The sequence below is a fragment of the Tenericutes bacterium MZ-XQ genome, assembly GCA_002838205.1.
Classification (GTDB): Bacteria; Bacillota_I; Bacilli_A; order Acholeplasmatales; family Acholeplasmataceae; genus Mariniplasma.
The window spans coordinates 629,604-654,460 of the sequence record CP017950.1; the positions used below are offsets into that span (position 1 = coordinate 629,604).

A 24,857-nucleotide genomic window follows, 5' to 3' on the forward strand; every position below is an offset into this window, starting at 1 on the left:
CCTAACTAAGTAACAAAGGATCCACTTGCCAAACTTGAGAAAAACGGTTAGCTTGAACAAACTCGAATCGATAATCCATATACAAATAACATGTTTCAAAATATAAACTATTATTTTTTGTAGGATACTCCATACCACCTGATATAATATTAAGCTTATATAGATGTCCCGGCATAAATGTTTCTAGTGCATACATATAATAATCGCTATGACTTAACAAGTCTGTATAACTTCCTTTTTTTAATAACGAAAACGGATGATAGGTTTCATTGATGTTTTCTTGATAAATAATCTCAGTGATAATTGTTTGTTCTTGATTATTATAAAATCTAGTAAGTTTATAAGATTCATTGAGTTTAAATCTCATTTTCGATGCAATAGGCACTTCAAACACTAAATCTAAAGATAAATTACCAATATAGTTGTTTGCTTGATCATCGTACAAGTTAATGATAAATGCATGCTTTTCAATATCATAATATGGACTCAAGTAATCATGTAAAACACCATTAAAAGATAGTTCTGTATGAACTTGATAAATATCAGTGTCTATATTTAAATTATAGTCTTTTTCATTGATGTAATATGAATAGCTTAATGATGTTATGACTAACATTACAATCATTAATAATATCATTATGACATAGTTTTTTCTCATGATACATCACCATACGCATTGACAATTCTAAACTGAACTGCCATCGTTGTTTGATAATTTTTTATATCTTTTGGCTCACTTAAAGCATCATAGTCTCCCCAAATCACAACTTTAAAATGTTGTGTTTCTCCAGGAAGCATGATATGTGAACTTAAAAAATTCATTTGTGAATCGTTATGTGCGTCTATTTGCGCTAAAATATTTGTTTTCGTATCCAATGGATTTATTACTGTTAATAAATAACTATGATAATCAACAATTGTGTCATCTGTCATAATAAGATAAATCAATGGATGGGAACCGTCATAAATATCTAAAGTAATCAAACTTTTAGAAACAGGTGAACTCCCCGATAAAATCATTTCAAAATGCATGACTTCCGCAACATTATTTAATGCTTTATTAGTGTCATTCAAGATATCATCTTCAAAATCTACAAATGCTAAATTAGATAAATCCATCGTTTCAACAGCTAAGTTTTCGTTTAAATATACTATTACATCAATATCATTTGATGTAAACGTTGAAATTGATTTTCTTTGGACATATGTAAACCAACCATAAACTAAAGTCATCGTCATCGATAAAAGTAACATGAATACGACCATAGCTAATACGTATTTTTTCATGGTGTACTCGCTGTGGAAGTTACATTCATGTATATATCATTGATGATAATCGATTGATTAATAAATGCATGACTATTGGTGTGTGGTGTTCCATCTAAATCCTGTCCAAAGATTGTAGGATCATAATAAACGTCAAAGTATATAATAACCGTTGATGGATAATTTATATCATAAATCATTGGTACATCAGTAACTAAATCATAATAAAGTCCTTCAGTTGTTTCAAAATGTCTAAATGTTTGATATTGATAGAGTGATTTATGATCTACCGATTCAACTTGGTTTTGGTAATGACTAATTTTAGTCACTTCATAACCAAAAGCTTTTTGAATTTTATTGGCTTCAATATCGTAACCAATAGATTCTATGCGACCCATATCTAAATCAACATATCCTTGATTTGTACCAATAGAATTGATTGCTATTGCAAATGAAAATCTTTCTCCAGGAGCGACGCTTCCATCGATAAGTTTTGGTGTAATTGGATTTGTGACTTCTTCATAGCATAAATCACTACGACTGAGTACTGTGCAAGTATTGTCATATAAATTTAAAGCACTTGATCCTGAGTGATATTGATTTTGATATACATAAAATGTATATTCGGCTTCAACACCTGATATCTTAGATGTTAAACTCGTATTATTCTCATAAGTTATTGTAAACCAAGCGTATGTCACTACAGCTAGCATGAAAACAGATAGCATTAAAAATCCTATAGATTTTAGCATATTCATTTGAGTTGTTCTCATGACTTCACCTACTTTGATTTACATCTTTAACTCTTTTAAGAATGTTTGACATTCCACAAACTGATCTTTACCAAATAATTTAATGATGATTTTTTCTAAATCAGCAATCTCGTTTTGTAAAAATGGTAAGTTTAATCCTTCAAATTTTCTAAAAATCTTTCTTGCGACCATATAATCTAAAGCTTCATACTCTGTACCGCCACATGCAACATATACTGGAACAAATGTTCTAATTTGCTTCATGATACGATTACCAAAAGTCACTTTAAAGTTCACAGTGATGAAATCATCTAGTTTTTCGAGTTTTGCTAATGTTTCAACACGTATCGGATGATCTTCTTGTGCTTGTTTATAAAGTTTGTTTAAGTAGTCAGAACTCATACGTACACCATCTGTTTTTGGTGCATCGATAAAACTTGATTTTGTGTTGATTTCAATTGGAGTTGCTCTATCATAAACTTTATCTGTAATAATAAATGTTGAATCATCTTTATTGGCTGTACCAATAAACCAAACATTTTGAGGAAGCAATATCTTTCCATCAATTAAGTTCATTGGATCGCCATCAATTGTATCATTGGTGATATCAACCAACCATTTTTTTGGATCAGGCATTTCAAGAAGTGATAATAATTCTGCAAAATAGTATTCGACGCGTGCTAAGTTCATTTCATCTAGTACAACGATATTGATATCTTCTCTATATGTCGTTTCATAGATTGCTTTTAAAAAGTCTGTTTCATTAAACTTCTTTGTAAACTCATTTAAGTATCCTAACATTTCTGCACGATCTCTCCATGAAGGTTGAACTGCGATGATATGCGCATCATTACTAAAAAATTTACCCATTGCATAAGGAAGTGAAGTTTTCCCAGTACCAGAAATACCTTCTAAAATCATAGTTTTTGATGCAGCCATACCTGCAAAGAATGCAGAAATAATCTTTCTATTGTAATAAAGTCCTAATTGTGAGGCTGAGAAATTAATAAATCTTGTGGTCATTTCTTCAAGTGATATATAATCATCTTCAGTCATAAACAGTTTTTCTTTTTGATAATTATATTTCATATCTACTTTTGTGAGTTTCACAAATCTAGAGTTAATACCTTCATCTTCTTCTTTTTCAGGTTCTTCTATAAGATCTTTAACACCTTGATCTTGAATTTCATTCTCAATTTCTTGAGGTGTTTTACCTAAATTTGCAACTTGTAATGCTAAGATTCTATTTTTCTCTTCAATGATCTCTTTTGTTCGTTTACTTAAGACTGCAACTTCTTGGATAAGCTCAGCTTTTTCGATTTCTGTTTTAACAAATCGAATATATTTACCTAAGAGTTGAAATAATTTCATCAGTAAAAACCCGATAAATATCAGGTTCATTAAAATGACGATAAATCCAATAATCCAATCTAGTGCAGTATAGCTTTCACTAGCTTCAATGAAGATTTCGTAGTTTTCTTGAGTGTTCTTAAAAAGTAAATCGGCAAATGCTTTTACAATAGTGCTAAAGAAATTGCCAATGTCTTGAAAGAACTTTCTGATGAAGTTGATATAATAACGAGCAAATTCAACCATATTAATCTCCAACTTTAAATTTATTCTTCTTTTTGTCTAAGTTCCTTGATCAGTGCTTCTCTCATCTTTTGTTTTTCTATTTCTAACAATTCATGAGTTTTATCTAAATCTTCTTTATACTTTAATTCTAGTTTCTCTTTATTTAGAGCCATAATATTTTTAAATAGTTTAAATGCTTCATAAAATAAGATAATCACAACAGGTAAAATCACTACAACTGCGAATCCACTAGGTGATTGAACATAATCTAGAGTGGTTCCTAAATTTGCGATATGTCCATCATATATCGCAATTGCTTGATCAAGTGCAATTGGTTGATCAGGCGCAGTATTTGTTGATTCAGAAACTTGATTATAGTCAGCCTGAGTAACCAAGTAGTTTTCTTCTACATTAATTTCTACAATTCTATGTGTATTAAAAGCTCTAATACTCATATCATAATATGTGATAATATCGCCAACAAGTAAATTTTCACGTTCATTTTCATCTAATAGTTTGACAAAAATCATGTCTCCTTTTTCAAATGAATCATCAAAATCACCAAACATAGAGTTTGATTGTACAGATAAAAAACCATACCCAAAAATGTTTGCGACGTTATTTTCTTTTTTAATCTTTGTATTTGCTACTGCAAATAAAATGAGTCCAATAATAATTAAGTAAAAACTTATATTCATTGCAATTTTTAAACTTGTTTTAAGTTTACCCATATATACTCCCTCCAAATAAGGAGGGATAGATGAGGCAACCTCATCTATCCTCAAATAGAAATCACTCTATAACTACGCCTTTGAATGTAAATGAAATGTTAACATATTCATCTAAAATTGCGTTAAATGCATTAGGATCCCAACCTTCAATCCAAATATAAATTGTAGCTTCGGCATAATATTCCATACCGGCAACAGCAGATTGACCAGGAGCAAGTGTTAGAACAGTTGTACCATTTAGTGGATCTGGTGCTAATAAATCAGTTGTTGTAGTCACAGTGTTTACAGCATTGATGCCATCTGGATACAGACTTGTTTTAGCATAGTAATAGCTATGTGCACCAACATTTTGAGGGATATAACTATTATCGGTTCCTGGATCATTATCAGGGTCAACTGCAACACCAAGGTCACCACCTGTGCCTAGTACAAGGTTTGAACCTACAGCATATGGTTTTTCATAAACTGTTGCAGTAGTACCATCATCAAAACTAATTCTAATGGAATTCGATGGATCAACTGAAATTGTATCACCACGTAAAACAGTTACACCATTAACATTCACAAATGAATCTACATCTGACACCCATGTAGGCAGTGGGCTACTACCAGCAAGTGTTACAGCTGACCAGTTAATTGTATAAACATCACCTGATCTAAAATGAATTGGTAATTTTACAAACCCTGTTTGAACAGTGCTTCCAACTGCATCTGAAGTAAATGTCTTAAATGTTCTACCATCACTTGATGTTAAATGTTCAAATCTAAAACCTGTTTCAACATGTGCTTGAATATATTCTTCAATATCAGCAGCAGTTAATGTTGTAACCCAGTTTAAATGAGCTGGTGAGTTAACTTTGAATTTAGTTTCTTCAGCATCTAATAAACTTTCATCAATGATACCAATTGCAACTTCAATCCCTTCTTCAGCGGCAACTTGTGTCTCAAATGAACTAATTCTAGCTGTATTGGTAATTGTAAACCATGCAAATGTTGTTGTTCCAAGCGCAATCACTGTTAACACAACAGTAAGTGTAGATAATAATAATCTTCTAGAAATTTTTCTCATTTCTATTCTCCTTTTATTTTTTTAATATTTTTTATGTAAACATATTGTTTATGTTTAAACCATCGCTTGTTTTAAATTCTTAAATTGAAGTTGGATTTTTAGATAATCCCTTAAAACTGCATTGAATGCATCTGCATCCCAGCCTTCAATCCATATATTGACAATCACTTTTGATTGATAAATCTCTTTTCCATCTTGATTATAGTAACCTGTTGGTTGTAATTCAGTGATAAGGCTTTGATTATCCAGTGCTTGATAAGGATTGTCTTCAGCAATTTTTGTAAGTTCATAAGCTGTATGCGGCATTTCTTTAGGTAAACTTATGCTTTCTACTTGTGTACTTATAAAGTAACTATAAGCGCCATAGGATGATCCATATCCTCTTTGAGGATTCCTTGATGGATCATAGATCAATGTTCTTAGTGAATCATGACCTCGTTGATCATAAGGTAAGTCTATAACTTCTTGAAATCCGATTCTAATACTGTCTTTGGCATAATAAGTTCTAGTCTCACCAGCCCTTACAATATCATCTTCAGCATACATAAAATCTGCGTTCGATTTCCATTCAACACCTTTTGAGATCACATAAGTACCTTCCATATTAATGTCATAACTCATTTGATCTGATACATCATTAACTAAGTAAACATGTCTTTCTTGCGTTGTTGTTCTAAACCAAAGCTCAAATGATAAATAATCTTTGTTCACTCTTGCTGGTCCAGTTGGGTTTAATCCACCTTTATAAAAATCAATCCCATTTATAGTTGTCACATCAGTGAGCGATTGATTCTTAAATATTTCTAGCATTGCTTCTTCATCTAGAGTTGAGCTGAAATGAAATCCATCAGTTGATATTTGTAATTCATCTCCTGTTGAAGCACTTAAATACATACCTTCAATGTTATTTATGGTTGCGATTGTAATCCAAGCATATGTAACTGTACCGAATATAACAGTGAACAAGACGAATGTTAATAAGGAAATATATAGCTTTTTCATCATCTATTCTCTATAGAAAAGATCATTTCCATTTTGATGCTCCCACCTAAGATGTCATCTGTTGTATCTGGATCATAGCCTTCAATCCAAACAAGAACACTAAATTTTTTAACATCGTCTGGTTTGAAATTTGTAAATAGCTCTCTGGTTATAATCTCATCTGAAGTGAATAAACTTGCTGTTGGGATAGAAGGTGGATAAATTGGATATGCATTGTTTTCATCTTTTGCATCTTCCTTTTGATAAAGTTTTTCGACACCATCATTGATGATTAAAACTCGAATTGCATCATCCATATTTCTTGAGACTTCAGTGATTTTAATGTGATATGAGACATTAACTGTTTCATCCCCATTGTTTTTGATATAGAAAGTATATGCAACATAATCAAAATCGGGATCATCATAATTGCCTTCTGCATCCATAACCTCACTGATCTTTAACCATCTGTAAGTTAAATCACGTGCTTCATCAACTGGATCAGTCATTAATCTTGGTTGAGCATACTCGAAATCTTCAGATGTTGATAAAATAATACCTCTAGTATATGCATCTCGATCAATACTCATCATAAAATTTCCTGAATCTTGTCCGTAAAATGTAACAACGCCAAATGCTAAAGAAAATAATCCAGACAAAATAATACCTATTTTAAATATTTTGTTTGTTTTTAATGCTTTTTCAGCTTTTATAATCTTTTTATGGCTCATGACATCACCTCATTTCACGGACATATTCTATCACTATACCTATTACTTACTATTTAAGAAATCATTACTTTTTTATTAAAAAAACTGTGTTCAAGATAAATACTGATTTTGTATAACTCATAATTGAATAATAACCTTACGTTTGGTAAAATGATTATGCCAAACAAGAATAGTGAATAGAATACCTTTTAAGTTGATGTCTTTAATCAACCAGCTTGGACACTATTTCTTGTTTGGCGATAAGAAAGTTCCTATTCAAGCTGGTTGCTTAAGGACATTTATCATTTAAGGAGTCTACCAAACATGAATCAAGCTATAACACCAGAAACATTGTACCCAATCATTCAAACTTTATGTGCTGATGATTATAATGAACTGCTTAAGAAAATGCAGCTGAATCAAAAGATAATCAATGATGCTGCGAATGCTCTTCATAAAATCATCTTTAGAGAGCGTCGAGTTCCTAACGGATATGTTAGAAACGGTAAGACACCTACTGGTCGTCAAAAGTATCTCAATCCTCAAACCAGTAGATCTATTTCAGATACCCATCATTCCATCGTTCGTTACTCCAAGAAGTCATATGAACAGTGGTTGATGTTTATCAAATGTATGCTCTATGGTCTATCTTTAAGAAAGAGTGCATCTGAAGTTGGGATTTCAACGACTACTGCCTTTGCGTGGCGTCATAAAGTCATCGAAGCGATGAAAGACTATCAGGAAGTTGTCAAACTGTCTGGGGAAATAGAGATTGATGAAACTTATTTTCTTCTTAACATGAAGGGTCCTTGGAAAGGTAAACAAATGCCAAGATCTGCTAAGAAGAAAGGTGAACCCGCCGTTTTACGTGGTGTTTCTAATGAACATGTTTGTGTTCTTATCGCACTTGATGAAAATGATCAGGTTTTAACGAAGGTCGTTGGTCAAGGAAATCCGTGGAAAGATGATATCTTCGATGCCATTAAAGGTAAGGTTAAAGCGGGTAGTCATATCACATCAGATAGTAAATCATCTTATTTTGATATTGCTCATCAATTAGAATGTTCAGTTACACAAATTCCTTCTGGTGAACACACCAAAGATGAATACAGTTTAGGAGTTATTAATAATTATCATAGTGAATTAAAAACCTGGTTTAGAAGATTTAGAGGCGTATCTACGAAACATTTAGAGGGTTACTTGATGTGGTTTAGGTTCATGAAGTATTTAAAGTATCAATTGGAGTATGACAAGCACTTAAATGCGGCATTAAAATATGTCATATCAAACCATGTTTCAATCAAATCAAGTGATATTCATCAAAGAGATTGGCCTATTGATATTTTTAAGCCATATCAGTATTTATCTTGAACACAGTTATTAAAAATAGTTTTTTTAAAATATTTCAATTTAATTTCACTTTTTTTTAAGTAGAATGTAAGAAATAAGTAATGAAGCCAAAAAAAAGAAGGTTGAATTTTGTACAACCTTCTTTTGATCTGTTTTGATTTACTTTTCATTAACTATAATTGATTAAAGTAGATGCTTCCAAGCTTCTGTCCCTATATACCCTCTTAAGGCTTCTGCAGATAGCGGTTTTGTAAAATAATAACCTTGCATAATTGAGATGTCATAATTCTTAGATTCTTCCATCATTTCTTTGGTTTCAATCATTTCGCTAACGACTTTATATTCATTCTTATGTGCGAAATCGACAAGCAATGTTGCAAATTTAGCCTTCATATACGCTTCTGATTCTTTTAAAAACTCATTATCCAACTTGATAATATCAATATCCATCTTTTCAGCCTTAGATAATGTTGCATAATCTAATCCAAATCCGTCGATTGCGATATTAAATCCCATTTCTTTAAGTTGTTTGATATTGTTAAAGATCGTTTCTTGTCTTTCAAAGATGGCAAATTCGATAATTTCTAAAATAATATGTTCAGCGTTCATTCTATACTTCTTAAGTATTTTTTGGAAATCATCAGGAAGTGTTTGATTCATTAATTGTTTAGGACTTAAGTTCATTGAAAACTTAATATCTTTTTTTGGAAATACTTGTTTTAACTCTTGATAAGTTTTAACCAGTGACTCTAACCCCCACAAACCAATCCAATGAATATCTCCAGACTGTTCCATAATACCTAAAAACTTAAACGGTGATAACAATCCATGTTCTGGGTGATTCCATCTAATTAATGCTTCTACACCATAAATATCATTGTTTTTAACATCAATCATCGGATGATAGAAAAGTTGGAACTCTTTATGCTGAATGGCATGCTTGATTTGATAATAATACTCAACATGTTCTCCACCTTGATCACTCATCTCTTCACTATAAACTCTAATATTGTCGCCACCATTCTTTTTAATGATATAAGTTGCGATTTGAAGCGAGTTTAATAAATCTTTAAGTGTTGATCCATGAACTGGATAAAAAGCAATTGCGATCGATGCTGTTGCGTTTATCTGAGTATCTCCAAAGAGTTTTATTTGTTTACCAATAGCCAACTTGACTTTATTTGCTAAGTCAACAACTTCTGTTCTATCAAAGTCCATCGATAAGAATATTAAGAACTCATCGTTTTGCATGCGTGATATCTTCACACCTTTAGGTAAAATATACTCAACGTTTTTGATAATTCTTTCTATAATCTTTTCACTTTCTTTTTTTCCAAAAGCATTCACAAAATCAGTAAACTTGTCTAAGTCCATATAAATCAAACTAAACTGCAATTGATCATTTGATCTAGCAATATATGTTGATATAACTGAATGGATTTCTGATCTGGTCAAGACACCTTCTATGGTTAGGGCTTTTTCTTCAGCAATTCGTTTGTGTTCTCTGAAAAATGATTTTGCTAAAAAGAATATCATGGTTAGAAGTACCAAAATAACAATAACAAACAATACAATGGTCATGCCTGGATTCGCTTCATATATTCTTAAAAAATTCATCGCTTAGCCTCCTTAGACTTCATAGCTTTTGGTACTTGAAGTGTTTTCGTTTTATCAATATTATAAGCCTTTATGAGTTCAATTGCTTTTTGTTTTGGTACTGGTGGTGAAATAATATAACCTTGAATGACACTACAACCTGCTTTATAAACGAGCTGATTTTGTTTTTCGTTTTCTATACCTTCTGCAATAACATCTAAATTAATGTTCTTAGCAAGATTTGAAATCATGGTTACGATTGCTCTACTATGAACATCTCTTTCAATATCATCAATAAATGCTTTATCAATTTTTATTGTATTGACTGGTAAGTCTCTTAAGTACTGCAATGATGAGTAACCTGTACCAAAGTCGTCAAGGTGGATGTTAAAACCATGACGTTTCAGGATGTTTAGTTTATTAATGACAAGTTCAAATGAATCGATCAAAAATGTTTCGGTGATCTCTAAACTGATACTACCTTTTTTCAAGTCGTATTGATCAAAGACGGTCATAATTTCATTGACGAACCCTGCTTGAAGCATTTGAACAGGTGAAATATTTAATGAGATATGAACATTATAGGGTTCTAGCTCTTTTGCGATCATAAATGTTTCATGAAGTGCAATGCGTCCAATATCTACAATCATATTATTTTTTTCTGCCATTTGAATGAATTTAAGTGGTGATTCACTTGAATACTTAGGATTAGTCCATCGAATAAGTGCTTCAAAACCAACAATTCTTTCCAAATCATTACTGTATTGAGCTTGAAGTGCCATTTGAAACTCTTGGTTGGTAATCGCATTGGCTAAATCTATTTCCATTCTTTGTTCTCTAGATGCAACAAGTGATAACGCAACATCATAAGTAAATGAAGGGTTAACCGTACTTTCCTTGGCATGATTAAGTGCTAATTTAACTTTTTCTAATGATATATCAGGAGTTAAAATCTCATATCTTTGTGGCTCAATATTGAAGATACCAATCTTTATATCAACATTTAGGAAGTTTCGATCCATTGTAATTGGTTTATCAAGTTTTTGTAAAAATAAATCTACCCATGATTTAATCCAATTAAAACTATCGATTCCCCTAAAAAGCACTGTGAATTGATCTTGTTTAATATTATAAAGTTTTGCAGGATATCCTTCCAAGGATTCATTGGCGAGTTCTGCAATGAGTTTTAAAAATCTGTCTCCACTTTCTTCACCTAATACAAGATTGATCTTAGAAAACGAAACAATATCGAACATCGCAAGTACATTATATTGTGCAAGTTTTTCTTCATCTTTAAAGATCTCTGTTAAATCTGCTAAAATCACATTTTGGTTTGGCAAATTCGTAATTGGATTGTATAATGCAAGTTTTTGATACTGATCAAAACGTCCTTCGATATGGGTAATATCATCCCCAACAAGAATAAACCCACCAGTTGATCTGGTTGTGACAAAATGGATATATTTTACATCATCTGCAATTTCTAAAATAACTGTAAACGATTTTTGACGTTGTAACATTTCTTCGATATGTGTTTCTTCAGGTACATCTTTAATATCGAAATCCATGAGATATTTAAAACGATCATTTTTACCTAACAAGTTTTTTAATGCTTTATTGTAAGATTTGATTTTACCATTTTTTCTAACTTTCATGATATATGGTTTTGTATAATATAATGATAATCTAGCATTTTCGATATCATGAACTTTTTGTTCTAGTATCTTATATAAAACAATGAGTGTAACAGAAAATAATATAAAAATTACTGCAAATAATGCCCATAAAGTTTGTGAAAGATAACTTAAAGAGTCAATTACAAGAGTTTCTTCGTAGATTTGAACAAGATAAAATACTCTAGTAGATAACGATATCTCTAAAGGTACAAATGATAATATAGATTCGGTACCTAGAAAATTTAGACTAAAAATATCTGATTCGTGATTGACTACAGTTTGTTTAATAACGTCTATATAATCTTCAGAATAACCTGAATCTCTTAAATAATTATAAAAGAGCGATTGTGTTCCACTAAAATGAGATGTTAAATAAATGGTGTTCTCATCACCCATAAAAACAAATTCATTTTCAATGGTTTCAGACGTCAGAAAGTGATTAATATACGGTTCGAGTTCGAAAAACGCAATATACTCATTAACTTTAAAAACACCATACATGATTGGCAAGTTGGACGTTCCAAAAGCTCGATCAAAACTATAGAATGCTAAGTTTTGATCAAAATCTGCTACTTGATAACTATCTACATATGTATATGTATTTTCTCCAATAGTTACAGTTCTATTGATCACATCCATTACACCAAAATAACTAAATGGTTGATCGATAACCTCAAGTGGAATATCTTGATTTAAAAGTTCTTCTATCGGGTTTAAACTTTGTGCAGTATATAAATCGATTTTTTCTTTAAATTTATCATAATCGTAATTCAGTTGCATCTCAATGGTTTTTGTAACAGTCTCTCCTGATTTAATTAAATTGGCTTCTGCTTGATTCATCATGAAGTTTGATGATATTTGAGTATACGCAAAAACAACTACCACCATGAGTAGTATATATGATAAGATAAATGCTATGCCCAATTTAATCGTATAACGCTTCATGTTTATACCTCAAGAATGTCATATATATCTATTATATATCAGAATATGTTTTTAAAAAACATCTATGATGTGTGATGTTTATCATTAGTTTACCATTAAAATGTTAAATATAGAAAGATATTTTATTTGAAACAAAATATTATACTCTAAATAAACTGACTTTTAAATGTTATAATATGACTGAAAGATGGTGAATTTAATGAAACTAAGACTAAAGAAGAAAAATGATGATTATGAAATGGATGACAACCTTATGTCATTTGAAGTCATCAATCAAGCATACGTGATGATGTCAAAAAAACTATCTCGATATTTAGCTGTCAATCAGCAATTATCTTGTGATAAGTTTATTGATCTTTTTGAAAAACTTGATCAAGAAAGAGTCATTCAAATCATTAAAGAAAATAGACCTGACAGTCATTCCATTTTTAAACTAAAATCAAACCATATCATGAAAATCATTTTTAATCATAAAAACAATATTGGGTATTTTGTGCCTGTAGATGAAATAAACATATATACAGAAAAGATCCAAGAACTAGAACAACAAATTAAAGCTAAAGAATCTTTTTTATATGAAATGAGTCATGAACTTAAAACCCCTTTACAAACCATAAGTTCTACAATTGATTTATTGAAAGACAGTCAGCTTACTGATGGTCAAAGGGATTTGATTAATGATGTGACGTTAGCATTAAACCAAACGATTGATTCAACTCATAATATATTAAACTTCGCAAAAATGAAGCAAGGTAACTATGTCATTAAAAAAAGCCCTATATTATTGAGTAAACTCATAGATGATATGCACCATATCTTTAAAAGCAACCTTGAGCAAAAAAACTTATATTTTAGAACAACTCATTATAATAATATAACATTTATATCGGATGAAAGTTTAATTAAACAATCATTAACAAACTTATTGTCGAACGCCATTAAATTCACTGAAGACGGAGGTTTATACGTTGAAACTGATGTTACTTCAGATCATTTATTAAAAATATCTATTGAAGATACAGGCATAGGTATGACTGATAAAGAGATAAATCGTCTATTTAAGCCTTTTTCCCAAGCTAACAGTGATATATATAATACCTATGGTGGCACTGGATTAGGATTATCAATTACTCAAACGATCATGAATCTTTTAAATGGACACATTCATGTTGAAAGCACTTATGGCAGTGGTACAAAAATGACAATTTCTTTTCCAGTTGAGTTATCTAGCGAACAAGTAAAAGTAGATCAGAATACTACAGTTATGCCAAATCCAGGTATAAAAGTTTTAATAGCTGAAGATAACAAGCTGAGCCTTAAAGCAACCAAACAGTTATTAGAAAATGCTAAATTAAAAGTTGAAGTTGCTAAGAATGGTATAGAAGTATTGAATCAGTTCAAAGATTATCCATTTGACATCATTTTGATGGATGTATCAATGCCAAAAATGAATGGTTTTGAAGCAACTAAAGAACTTCGTGAAAAAGATCAAAACATACCGATAATCGCAATGACTGCTAACACTTATGATGATCATGTTAAAGCCTGTTATGCATCTGGAATGACTGATATTTTGTATAAACCTTTTAAATCAAAAGACTTATATCACATGATCAATAAACATGTAAAATAAAGCGTTCCTATCTGAGGAACGCTTTTTCCATATCTAATAATTTTTTCTTTAAATGAATATAATGCTTACCAGAATATCCAGTTAACTTATTGTTCTTTCCAATCACTCTATGACATGGGACAACAATACCAACTGGATTTTTTTTGCATGCTTGACCTACAGCTCGTACAGCCTTAGGATTTCCTACTGCATTTGCGATATCTTGATAACTCTTGGTTTGTCCAAAGGGTATTTGTAAAAGTTGATTCCATACTCTTTTTTGGAAATCAGTACCTTTTTCAAAGACGACATCTACATCAAAATTTTTTAGATCTCCATGAAAGTAATCTGATAACTCATGTTCAATCATATCATCATTTTCAAAAACAAAACTTTCTTCATGGAAGTCTTCTTCAATACTTAACCCATATAAATGATGATTCTCATGTTCGTATAAAATGTGTCCAATAGGACTTAGATAACAACCCATTTTATGTTTTTTCATTTCATATAACTCCATTTTTAATCGATGTTTTAGATGGTTGAGTTCTTCTTCTAAAGCAAGCGGTAGTTTTTGACCAATCGTTTGATAATATATTCGAATTGAATCAACTTCTTTTAACCATTCATAAACATTAACATCTGTTAATTTTTTGAATGTTTTCTTTGTAATATTTAGGCCTGACAAATCAAGACTATCGAGTTCTGGTATGTAACCAATAGGTGTGAGTTTTGCAGTTGCCTGCTTATCAACACGTTCAAATATCCACTTTAAGACTCTAGAATTTTCACCAAATCCTGGCCATAAGAAATTGCCATGAGCATCTTTTCTAAACCAATTGACATAATAGATTTTAGGAAGCGAATCAGGATCAATATCTTTACCCATGTCAATCCAATGATTTAGATAATCACCAACATGATATCCAATAAAAGGTAACATTGCGAATGGATCTCTTCTTACCCTTCCAATATCATCAGAAATGGTTGCTGCAGTAATTTCAGAACCCATCATTGAGCCCATAAAAACGCCATGGTTCCAACTTAATGACTCATGTACAAGTGGTATGGTTGATGGTCTTCTACCCCCAACGAGTATTGCAGAAATCAATACACCTTCTGGATCATCCCACTCTTTTGCTAAGACAGGAGATTCGGTTGCTTCAGTGGTGAATCTAGAATTTGGATGTGCAGCAGGAATCTTCATTGATGGATCATGATCCTGTTGTTGCCAATCTTTAAGATGTTTAGGTTTTTCTTGGTCAATACCTTCCCACCATACATCTAAATCATCAGTTAGAGCAACGTTTGTAAATATAGTGTTCTTCTCAATGGCTTTCATTGCATTAGGATTCGATTTATAAGATGTGCCTTTGGCAACCCCAAAAAATCCTTTTTCTGGATTAATCGCATATAGCTTCCCATCTTTTTTTCGCCAAATCCAAGCAATATCATCACCTACAGTTTCTACTTTCCACCCTGAAATCGTAGGAACTAACATCGATAGATTTGTTTTTCCACATGCACTTGGAAAAGCGCCTAAGATATATTTAAATTTTCCCTCTGGATTCGTAATTTTTAAAATAAGCATATGTTCAGCCATCCATCCTTCATCTTTCGCGATTTTAGATGCTATTCTTAAAGCCAAACATTTTTTTCCGAGTAATGCATTTCCACCATATCCAGAACCATAAGACAATATCAGTCTTTCTTCTGGAAAGTGTGCGATATACTTATGTTCAATAGGCGCACATGGCCATGAAACATCTTTCTCGTTATTCTCTAGCGGAGCCCCTACTGAATGAAGCCCTGGAATGAATGATTTTCCTTGCTTGATTTCTTCTATGACATCATATCCAACACGGGTCATTTTGATCATATTTACGACAACATATAAACTATCTGTTATCTCAATACCCGCTTTAGATATTTCTGAGTGCAGTGGTCCCATCATATATGGAATCACATACATCGTTCTACCTTTCATGGAACCTTTATACAGAGATGTCATTGTTTTTTTAAGTGCATTAGGTTCAATCCAGTTGTTGGTTGGTCCAGCATCTTCTGCTTTTTTTGAAGCAATAAATGTTCTTTTTTCAACTCTTGCAACATCAGATGGATCACTGAAAAAGGCATATGAATTTGGCCTTAATAAAGGATTTAACTGTATAGCTTTCCCACTGCTAACCAGTTCATCATAAAATGCTTTTTCTTCTTCTTTACTCCCGCTTAGCCAATAAACACGATCTGGCTGACATAAGTTTTTAACTTCATCAACCCACTTAAGTAAATCTTTCATTGTTTGCATGATTGCCCTCCAAATTTTTAATTCACTTGATCATACAACGTCGATTTTTCATATGTTTAAATGCTTTTATATAAACTTGTTTCATTCTTTCTTCGGATACATGATTTAATACATGATTTATATCAAACCATTTGACACCTTGATTCTCATCAGGCTTATGTGTGAGCTCATCATTTTCATCAGCAATGAGTAAATACGTAACATTTAAGTGCAGATGATCAGGAACAAAAACACCATGCTTGATGTGATTATGTACATAGATATTATCAATCATAAAAATATCGTCAAAGCAAGCGCTTATATTTTTGACGCCTGTTTCTTCTTTCGCTTCCTCTATAGCAACGCTTAAAAAGTCGGGATTTCCGTCAACATGACCTCCAACCCAACTCCAAGATTTATAGATATTATGATAACAAAACAAGACTTTATCCATCGTTTCATTGACAACAATGGCTGATGATGTTAAATGTGCGACTAAGTTTGATCTTAACAAATGATCATCTTCTTTTTCAATAAAAGCAAGCATTGCTTTTTTGTCCATCAATTCTTGTTCATTTTTTGGTTCATAATTTTGTATATGTTTGATATAATCCATGAAAACTCCTTTAATCTAAATCATTAGCCATTTCTTTTAAGCGTTGAATTTGATCTTTAGAGCCTACAACAATCATGTTATCGAGCACTTTTAAGATCTCATCAGCTTTAGGATTAAAGATAAAATCATCTTCATTTCTTCTAATTGCGAGTACGATTAAACCAGCTTTTTCTGAAATTTTTGCGTCTCTTAATTTCTTATCAATGAGTATAGAGTCTTCATTAATGACAACTTCTTCCATATCAATAGACATGTTTTTAGTATCAATGATATTATCAACAAAAAACTGTACATGCGGAGAAATCATCAGTGCAGCCATTTTTTTACCACCAATTTCATCTGGTGATACTGTTTGGTTTGCACCCGCTAAAATAAGTTTCTTTTCTGCTGATTTCTCATGAAACCTTGAAATAATATGGATGTCTTGGTTAAGTTGTCTTGCTGTTAGTACAACAAAGACATTGTCAGCATCTGTTGATAAAGTAGTAATGATACCTTTTGCCTTTTCTAGACCAGCTTGAACCAAAACTTCTTCTTTAGTGGCGTCATCAAAAATATATAAGCAATCAAGTTCATTTAACTGTTCAACTGTTTTTTGATCGTGATCAATGACTACAAAATCAACATCTCTTTTAATCATTTGTTTAATCACATTGATACCAGTTTCACCAGCTCCACAAATGATAATATGATTATTTAAGTTTTCAATTTGTTTTTTCATTTTTCTTTTCCTCCAAGTGAGATTGAAGTTTGCTTCTCCAATAAAATCAAATACGACTTTCGCCAAATATCCAATCATGCCTAAGCTAATTAAGATGAATATGATTGAAAACCACATTGCAAGTGGGGTCATATCAGCAACTTCGCTATATCCAACTGTAGACACCGTAATGATTGTCATATATAAAGCATCAATAAATGGGATATCCAAAATAAGCATATACCCTAGGGTTGCACCAAAAATCAGAACAACCATGAGTAAAGCCCACAATACTATTTTTTTGATTTTCACAAACTCACCTCCACTTTAGAGATCAAGCGTTTATTTGAAAATAATTTCTAAATCGATGTTCGCAACCTTGCTCACTGTTTCATGAATTGAACAATGAGTAGCTCCTAATTGCGCTGCTTTTCTTAATTTTTCCTCATTTGAAGGGTTATAGACAACAAGTGTCATATGAACTTGCTCTAATGTTGCAGGACTTTGATCCCTTTTCGTTCCTGAAATTTCAATTTCTGCCTTATCAAATGATAATCTCATTTTATCTGAAACACTTAAGAATGTTGCATAAAAACAAGATCCTAGTGCGCCAAACAGCATGTGATAAGGTGCAACTCCGTTATCTTGTTTTCCTATTTTAACTTTACCTGATGGAGAAATCATTTCTCCAACAAACCCGTTTTCAAAGGTCATATGAATTGTATCTGCTTTCATCATATCTCTCCTTTATTTTTAGCTTTTAAACTCAATACCATAGGTATTTTGCCTAAGAAATCTTTATAATAAGATAATCCCTGATCATCAATTAAATTTCCACCCATACCTACAACACACTTTTCATGCTCTTTGATGTAAGTTATAGACAAATGATTATCGATAAGTCCCATGATAATATCTTCCATGGTATGATTCCAATAATAGTTTTCAGCAAATTTTGCTTCAGATGCATAACCACCGATGTAAGGATCCATATCAGGATCTTTTCCAAAATAAGGATATCTTGCTATCAAGTTTCCTTCAGCCATGTGTTCCTCATCAAAAATAAGTGCTGTTGGATGCGCATCATGAAGATAAAACTCGCCGTTAGGCTTTAGATAATGAAAAATCACTTTACCCCATTGCTTTAGATCTGGAAGCCATCCAATAACACCATCAAAAGTGACGACTAAATCAAATTTATCTTCTATCTTTCCTATGAGTTTTAATACATCAGATGTTATAAATGTTAAATCAGTCATTTTAAACTCTTTTGCAAGCAGTCTTGCATATTTGATATTATCTTCAACTAAATCAACACCAGTGACAATTGCACCTTTTCTAGCAAGTAATATGGAATCTGCACCTGTGTTACACTGAAGATGTAAAACACGTTTCCCCTTGATATCTCCTAACTCACTTTCAACCAAAGGATTTAATTTTGTGTGAGGATCAAGTAATCTCTTTCTATATGTTTCATAATGATCTTTTGATAGTTTTCCCCAAGCTTTCTCATTTGCTTGTATTTTATTTTCGTTGCTCATTGTTTTCTCCTAGTTATATGCCATATTTATACTTCTATAATAACAATTTATCAAGATTAAGTCATTAAAACGGCTTTATTTTAGTTAAACTTTAATATTTTCTCTTTGAAAAACGGATTTAGTTCGTTTAGTTTTTCTCTTTGAAATTTGATGATATCATATAAATCATCTTGTTGCTTATTAACTAATGATAATTTTACATTCGCAAACCATCTTACATTTGCGAGTGTCAAGAAAAAGTCCATATCGATGATCGGATGCTTATCTTGATATCTTTTTAAAAATAAGTTTGCAATTTCTTCAAATCCGCTACGATATAAAAGTGCATATGTCCACATCACATCATATCTATAATCGCCATATCGATACATCCAATCAATGATATACATTTGATCGTCTTTATGTAGTGTATTCCATGGATGATAATCACCATGGATTCTTGATAAAGGACATGCTTTTATGTCTGCTTTTTTTTCTTTTAAGACTTCAATGATTTTTGATATTCCTTGATCTTTCAAGTTAGAGTTAATACGCTCTATTTGATGAATTTCTTCATCAATAAAATCATGAGATGTTTGCTGATTAGTTTCTTGATGAACATTGATGAGTGCATCTGTAAATGCTTCGATAAGACGAGTTTCTTGTGTCTTTTGATATAAGTCCATCGTCTTTTCGCCATCAATAAACTCGAACAATATCCAGATAAAACCATTATGCATCCCATGATCGTACATTTTTGGCATATATTGATTTGGCTCTTCATATGCTTTTATTTCTAGGCGAATACTATCTTTAATTGATAAGTTATCATAAACCTTATAAATGTATGCCTGAACTTTAGTTTCAATTTTAAAAACTTTTGCTGCAAAGCCACTATTGATTGTCGATATTCTTGTGATTACAGGTTTAATCTCAATTTTTTGTAATTTTTCTATGATATCTAAAATAGGTAGCAGTTTTATAAGTTCCATAAAAGCATCATGCTCTTTTTTTACAGGATCTACTTGAGGTAAACCTTGATCATCTAGAAGTAAACTTGTATCTTTGAAATCTTTTAAATACTGCAAAAATCCTTTTTGATGAAACAAAAAAAGGCTGCCCCAATGGATGAAATCCCATGACGCATGGTACTCATTAATTTCATAATCGATATAGATAATTTCGCCATCTTTATAAATAAAATTTGTCGGAAAATAATCGATATTGATTTTTTGCTTTTCCAAAACCATTGCATGTGCATAAAGTGTTAAAAATGCATCGATATCAAAGGTACCTTTACTAATATATTCTGCTAACGTGGGTCCATCTATATATTCTTTGATTAAGTATTGTTTCTCTTGATCATAAGAGATCAACTTAGGTATTCTTATGGAACTGTCTTTTAATACCTTATATGCTGATAACTCATGTTCTAGTTTATCATCAAAATGATAATAATCTATTTTCTCTTGATGCATTTGTTTATATACATAAAATACATCATTTTTCTCTACCAAATATGAGTATGCACTCTTTCCTCTACCTAAAAACTTTATAATTTTATAATCTTCTATGTATTGCTCTAACTTATGCTCCATTGTTAACACCCTTTAGCTCTTGATACAACACATCAACTACATCTTTAATATCCATCTCAGACACATCAATTGTTTTCACATCTTTATATTCATTTTTTGAGTTAATCGCTTTGTAATCATCAAACTTAGTTTGATCTCTATGATCATTGATTAATCTTTTAAGATAGACATCTTCTTTAGCAACTAAACGATAAAAATGAACTTCACTATCTTTAAACCATTCAAAGATTAGATTTTTTAGACCTTCAGTTGGTACAACCCATGTCACTATGAAATGCTCTAACGTCGGATGGTCTAAAAAAGATTGATACAAATGTTTTAAATTGGTTTCTACTAAAACTTTATTCTCTTCATTTACGATAAATGGATGTATACGCCATAGATCATCCACATCGACATATTGAGCATGATTTATTCTTTGATATAAAACTTTTGCTGCTGTGGTTTTCCCGATACCGGGAGCTCCAAAAATTACACTGACTTTCTTCATAAGTCTCACCCCTTATTGTTGTATAAAATCTGTTGTTATTTTTTTAATATTTTCATAGACATGATGGTCATCTGTTGTATCAATTAAATAAGATTGTCCAAGACATTTGATAGAGTCATATGAAAACATCGACTCTTTAAAAATATCAAAAGGAATCTCCCCTGTTGAAAGATGAGCAACGTGTCTATTTTTTTGTCTTTTTAAATATCTATCATATAGAACATTTACATCTTGTATACTCAAAACTGTAATAATAGTTAGAGTATAACTTCCTTTCTTTCTATTGTTATAATTAAATTAAGCACTGTGGATTTGTGTCATTTATATATAGCTTTGACTATTGGAGGAGACTCTTACCACAGTTCTTATTTTTAATGTCAATCAGTAAGTTAGCGCTTGACGCTTCATCACAAGACTACATAAATAAGAAATCTGTGACTTACCCAGTGCTAAAACTTATATTGGAGGTGTTTTTATGTACTTAATCGGAATTGATATCTCTAAGTACAAACACGACTGCTTCATAGCTACTGAAGCAGGTATTCAAATCAAAGCATTCAGCTTTGATAACAATCGTTTAGGTTTCGATTTATTTCTTGAGGTCTTAAAATCTTTAGATCAGTCAAAAGAAATAAGAATAGGTCTTGAGTCAACAGGACACTATGGATCAAACCTTAAACAGTTTATCACGGCATCTGGTTATACTTATCTGGAATTTAACCCTTACTTAACGCACATGTTTTCCAAGGCATTATCGTTACGTAAGACAAAGACAGATAAAGTTGACGCCAAAACGATTTCAAGTATGCTAGGTTCTGTTGACTACAAGACCTTACATACTAAATTTTACCACATCAACGAATTAAAACAACTGGTAAGGTATCGTCATGTTCAAATGGTCAATCGTTCTAAAACACTCATTGAACTGACAAACATCCTTGATCGTATCTTTCCTGAGTTTAAACCTTTTTTTAACGAAAGACTCTCTAGTAGTGCGATGTTCATCCTTAAAAAGTTCAAATCCAGAGCAAGAATTTCGAAACTTTCTAACAATGACTATGAATCCATTAGAAGTCACTCTAAAGGCAGATTATCTTATGTTAGAGTTCAAAAACTTAAATCTTTAGCTAAATCATCAGTTGGATATGAAACTCAGTCTGATCTGTTACTTCTTAAACACTCCATAAAACACTATGAGACGTTAACTGAAATCATTGAATCTGTTGAACATGAAATCATCCATCTCATGGAAAATATCAATCAAACACTGACAACCATTCCAGGTCTCAACATCATCTCTGCAGCAATTATCATCGCCGAACTTGGTGATTTTAAAAACTTTACAAATCCAGCTCAAATTGTTTCATTTGCTGGACTGGATACATCTGTCAATCAATCAGGAACAATAGAAACCAGAGGACATATCGTCAAACGTGGATCCGGATTACTTAGAATGACTTTTTGGCAAATCACTTTTGCGGGCTTAAGATTGAATCCTAAACTCTATGATTATTACCTTAAGAAACGTGCTGAAGGTAAACATCATAAAGTCGCCATGGTTCACTCTGTTAGAAAACTAATACGCACGATATACTATTTAGGTGTCAACCAACTGACATTTGATCATTCACATTTCAAATAATCAAATGAGGGTGTAGCTACCTCTTATTTGTTCATAAAACTTATATAGGCTTCCATGTGAGGTCTTTTACTATTTTTTATCATTTATTGCTTGACTTATTATAGTAAGTCTCCTGTTAAAAATAAACTGATGAACTGGACATCTTGATGCTTTTCTCTTAAGATATCCAACTCATGATATTTAAAATTGCTTTCTAGTAGCAAAATACCATCCATTTGCATATTTGAAATTGCATGTGACATCATAAAAAAAGTTGCATGAGAAAGCTTAAGATTTTCTGCACGATCACGATAGCCAATTTGGTCCACTAAGATTTCTTTAATATCGTCTTTGCAAAAATACATAAGATTAAGTTCTCTTGCTAACTTTTTAGCCATTGTTGTTTTTAATGACGCAAGGTGTCCCATAATTAAAATAACTTTTTTCATCTTTAGCATCATACTCCTATAATCTTTTTATCACTATATTCATATTTGAAATGATAGGATTTTAGTAAGGTAAACTACACTCTGTTAAAAGACTAAGTGGGTTCAGATGTTTTTAATGAAAGCAATACCACACTCTCAACATGAACAGTTTGTGAAAACATGTCTACAGGTTGAATACTCTTAATATCATAAAGTTTAGATAACATCTTAACATCTCTAACCTGTGTTTTAGGTTCACATGATATATATACAATCTTTTTAGGTCTAAGATTCATAACATCCTCTAAAAATGACTTGCTTGCGCCATCCCTAGTTGGATCCATAAAAAGTACATCAATATTAGATTTGATCTTAAGCATATGTTCACCAACATCACCACATATAAAGTCAATGTTTGCAATTTGATTATGCTTCTTATTATCAAGTGCATCTTGATGTGCATCTTTATTCACTTCAATTGCATAAACTTGTTTAGCTTTTTTAGCGATTAAAAGTGATAAAGTACCAATCCCTGAATATGTATCTAACACAATATCCGTTTTTTTAATATCTACGATATCAATTGCTTTTTGATATAGTTTTTGCATTTGAACTGGGTTCACTTGATAAAAAGATCTTGGTGACAACTTAAATGATAAGTCTCCGATTTGATCTAAAATATAACCAGGTCCATAAATGGTTTTCTCTTGTTCCAACAAGACAAGATGTGTATCTTTATTGTGCACGTTTTGAACAGTTGTTTTTACCTCAGGATGCTTTTTAACAAGTATTTGTGATATCTTCTTAGCATTTGGAAAAAGATTGCCCTGAGTGGCGAAAACAACCATCATATCTCCTCTTTGATGAGATTTTCTAATCATCACATGCTTGATGATTCCTTGTTTCTTATCAATATCATATGCTGCTATCTTAAATTGATTGAGTAATTGCTCAATCGTTCTAAACACTTCATTTGCTTTTTTATCATGGATAAAACATCCTAAAAAAGGTGTAATCATTTTGGATTTTTCTTGATACAAGCCTAATCTTAATTTACCTTTTTTGGGGGTTGCTGAAAGCACTGTTTTATGTCTGTAATGTAGTGGAACATCACTTGATATGATTGGATGAACTTTATGAAACAAACCTTCATCCTTGTAGAGATTTTCAACGTATTTTTCTTTAAGATGAACTTGGTAATCATAAGTAGTATGTAAAAAATCACACCCACCACATGTATAAAAAATTGGACAAATGACCTTTTTTCTATGAGCAGATGGTTTGAGTATGTATTTTTCGATGATATCAATTTCTTTTTGATCAACTTCTGCAAC

Annotated in this window: 23 protein-coding genes; 3 read left to right on the forward strand and 20 right to left on the reverse strand. The window is 31.6% G+C overall.

The genetic code is table 11. From position 1 onward, the window contains the following. Position 1: 1 nt before the first annotated feature. From BK011_03140 to BK011_03175, 8 genes are all read right to left on the reverse strand, one after another. Positions 2-658: a hypothetical protein gene (locus tag BK011_03140; GenBank protein AUD64720.1), complete on the reverse strand. Its 657-nt coding sequence runs from the start codon at positions 656-658 to the stop codon at positions 2-4. Next, on the reverse strand, positions 655-1,287 hold the full coding sequence (locus BK011_03145; GenBank protein AUD64721.1) for a hypothetical protein: 633 nt from the start codon (positions 1,285-1,287) through the stop codon (positions 655-657). The genes BK011_03140 and BK011_03145 overlap by 4 nt, the downstream gene beginning before the upstream one ends. Beyond that, positions 1,284-2,039 carry a hypothetical protein gene (locus tag BK011_03150; GenBank protein ID AUD64722.1) on the reverse strand — a complete coding sequence of 252 codons (756 nt, stop codon included), beginning with the start codon at positions 2,037-2,039 and terminating at the stop codon, positions 1,284-1,286. Before BK011_03150 ends, BK011_03145 begins: the two co-directional genes overlap by 4 nt. Positions 2,040-2,057: 18 nt before the next feature. Beyond that, entirely contained in the window at positions 2,058-3,614 is a 1,557-nt protein-coding gene (locus BK011_03155; protein AUD64723.1) for a hypothetical protein, read from the reverse strand. 20 nt (positions 3,615-3,634) lie between these two features. After that, entirely contained in the window at positions 3,635-4,324 is a 690-nt protein-coding gene (locus BK011_03160) for a hypothetical protein (protein AUD64724.1), read from the reverse strand. Positions 4,325-4,385: 61 nt separating this feature from the next. Continuing rightward, complete coding sequence (locus BK011_03165; protein AUD64725.1) at positions 4,386-5,393, reverse strand: hypothetical protein; 1,008 nt, start codon at positions 5,391-5,393, stop codon at positions 4,386-4,388. A 54-nt stretch (positions 5,394-5,447) separates the two neighbouring features. Continuing rightward, complete coding sequence (locus tag BK011_03170) at positions 5,448-6,395, reverse strand: hypothetical protein (GenBank protein AUD64726.1); 948 nt, start codon at positions 6,393-6,395, stop codon at positions 5,448-5,450. After that, entirely contained in the window at positions 6,395-7,105 is a 711-nt protein-coding gene (locus BK011_03175) for a hypothetical protein (protein ID AUD64727.1), read from the reverse strand. Before BK011_03175 ends, BK011_03170 begins: the two co-directional genes overlap by 1 nt. Before the next feature lie 303 nt (positions 7,106-7,408). Here BK011_03175 and BK011_03180 point away from each other — a divergent pair, with 303 nt between their 5' ends. Then, positions 7,409-8,455 (forward strand): hypothetical protein, encoded by a 1,047-nt coding sequence (locus BK011_03180; GenBank protein AUD64728.1) that lies wholly within the window; start codon positions 7,409-7,411, stop codon positions 8,453-8,455. A 162-nt stretch (positions 8,456-8,617) separates the two neighbouring features. Here the strand turns inward: BK011_03180 and BK011_03185 are convergent, their stop codons facing one another. Beyond that, positions 8,618-10,051: a hypothetical protein gene (locus BK011_03185; GenBank protein ID AUD64729.1), complete on the reverse strand. Its 1,434-nt coding sequence runs from the start codon at positions 10,049-10,051 to the stop codon at positions 8,618-8,620. Further along, positions 10,048-12,651, reverse strand: a complete 2,604-nt coding sequence (locus BK011_03190; protein AUD64730.1) for a hypothetical protein — start codon at positions 12,649-12,651, stop codon at positions 10,048-10,050. The genes BK011_03185 and BK011_03190 overlap by 4 nt, the downstream gene beginning before the upstream one ends. A gap of 199 nt (positions 12,652-12,850) precedes the next feature. Here BK011_03190 and BK011_03195 point away from each other — a divergent pair, with 199 nt between their 5' ends. Continuing rightward, entirely contained in the window at positions 12,851-14,284 is a 1,434-nt protein-coding gene (locus BK011_03195) for a hypothetical protein (GenBank protein AUD64731.1), read from the forward strand. A 7-nt stretch (positions 14,285-14,291) separates the two neighbouring features. Here BK011_03195 and BK011_03200 read toward each other — a convergent pair whose 3' ends face one another. The 8 genes from BK011_03200 to BK011_03235 all read right to left on the reverse strand — a co-directional run bounded on the left by BK011_03200 (position 14,292) and on the right by BK011_03235 (position 21,717). Further along, positions 14,292-16,571 carry a phosphoenolpyruvate carboxykinase gene (locus tag BK011_03200; protein ID AUD64732.1) on the reverse strand — a complete coding sequence of 760 codons (2,280 nt, stop codon included), beginning with the start codon at positions 16,569-16,571 and terminating at the stop codon, positions 14,292-14,294. Between the two features lie 22 nt (positions 16,572-16,593). Continuing rightward, positions 16,594-17,166, reverse strand: a complete 573-nt coding sequence (locus BK011_03205; protein AUD64733.1) for a hypothetical protein — start codon at positions 17,164-17,166, stop codon at positions 16,594-16,596. A 10-nt stretch (positions 17,167-17,176) separates the two neighbouring features. Then, positions 17,177-18,142 (reverse strand): hypothetical protein, encoded by a 966-nt coding sequence (locus tag BK011_03210; GenBank protein AUD66131.1) that lies wholly within the window; start codon positions 18,140-18,142, stop codon positions 17,177-17,179. Positions 18,143-18,208: 66 nt separating this feature from the next. Beyond that, complete coding sequence (locus BK011_03215) at positions 18,209-18,601, reverse strand: hypothetical protein (GenBank protein AUD64734.1); 393 nt, start codon at positions 18,599-18,601, stop codon at positions 18,209-18,211. Beyond that, positions 18,601-19,407, reverse strand: coding sequence for a hypothetical protein (locus tag BK011_03220; GenBank protein AUD64735.1), 807 nt, complete (start codon positions 19,405-19,407; stop codon positions 18,601-18,603). The genes BK011_03215 and BK011_03220 overlap by 1 nt, the downstream gene beginning before the upstream one ends. Positions 19,408-19,487: 80 nt before the next feature. Then, positions 19,488-20,984 (reverse strand): hypothetical protein, encoded by a 1,497-nt coding sequence (locus BK011_03225; GenBank protein ID AUD64736.1) that lies wholly within the window; start codon positions 20,982-20,984, stop codon positions 19,488-19,490. Then, entirely contained in the window at positions 20,974-21,474 is a 501-nt protein-coding gene (locus BK011_03230) for a hypothetical protein (protein ID AUD64737.1), read from the reverse strand. Before BK011_03230 ends, BK011_03225 begins: the two co-directional genes overlap by 11 nt. A 12-nt stretch (positions 21,475-21,486) precedes the next feature. Further along, positions 21,487-21,717, reverse strand: coding sequence for a hypothetical protein (locus tag BK011_03235; protein AUD64738.1), 231 nt, complete (start codon positions 21,715-21,717; stop codon positions 21,487-21,489). Between the two features lie 232 nt (positions 21,718-21,949). Here BK011_03235 and BK011_03240 point away from each other — a divergent pair, with 232 nt between their 5' ends. Then, complete coding sequence (locus tag BK011_03240; protein AUD64739.1) at positions 21,950-23,116, forward strand: hypothetical protein; 1,167 nt, start codon at positions 21,950-21,952, stop codon at positions 23,114-23,116. Positions 23,117-23,214: 98 nt separating this feature from the next. Here BK011_03240 and BK011_03245 read toward each other — a convergent pair whose 3' ends face one another. Next, the gene (locus tag BK011_03245) at positions 23,215-23,553 is read right to left on the reverse strand and encodes a hypothetical protein (GenBank protein ID AUD64740.1); all 339 of its coding nucleotides are present in this window, start codon (positions 23,551-23,553) and stop codon (positions 23,215-23,217) included. A gap of 83 nt (positions 23,554-23,636) precedes the next feature. Beyond that, complete coding sequence (locus tag BK011_03250) at positions 23,637-24,827, reverse strand: 23S rRNA (uracil-5-)-methyltransferase RumA (GenBank protein AUD66132.1); 1,191 nt, start codon at positions 24,825-24,827, stop codon at positions 23,637-23,639. Positions 24,828-24,857 lie beyond the last annotated feature (30 nt).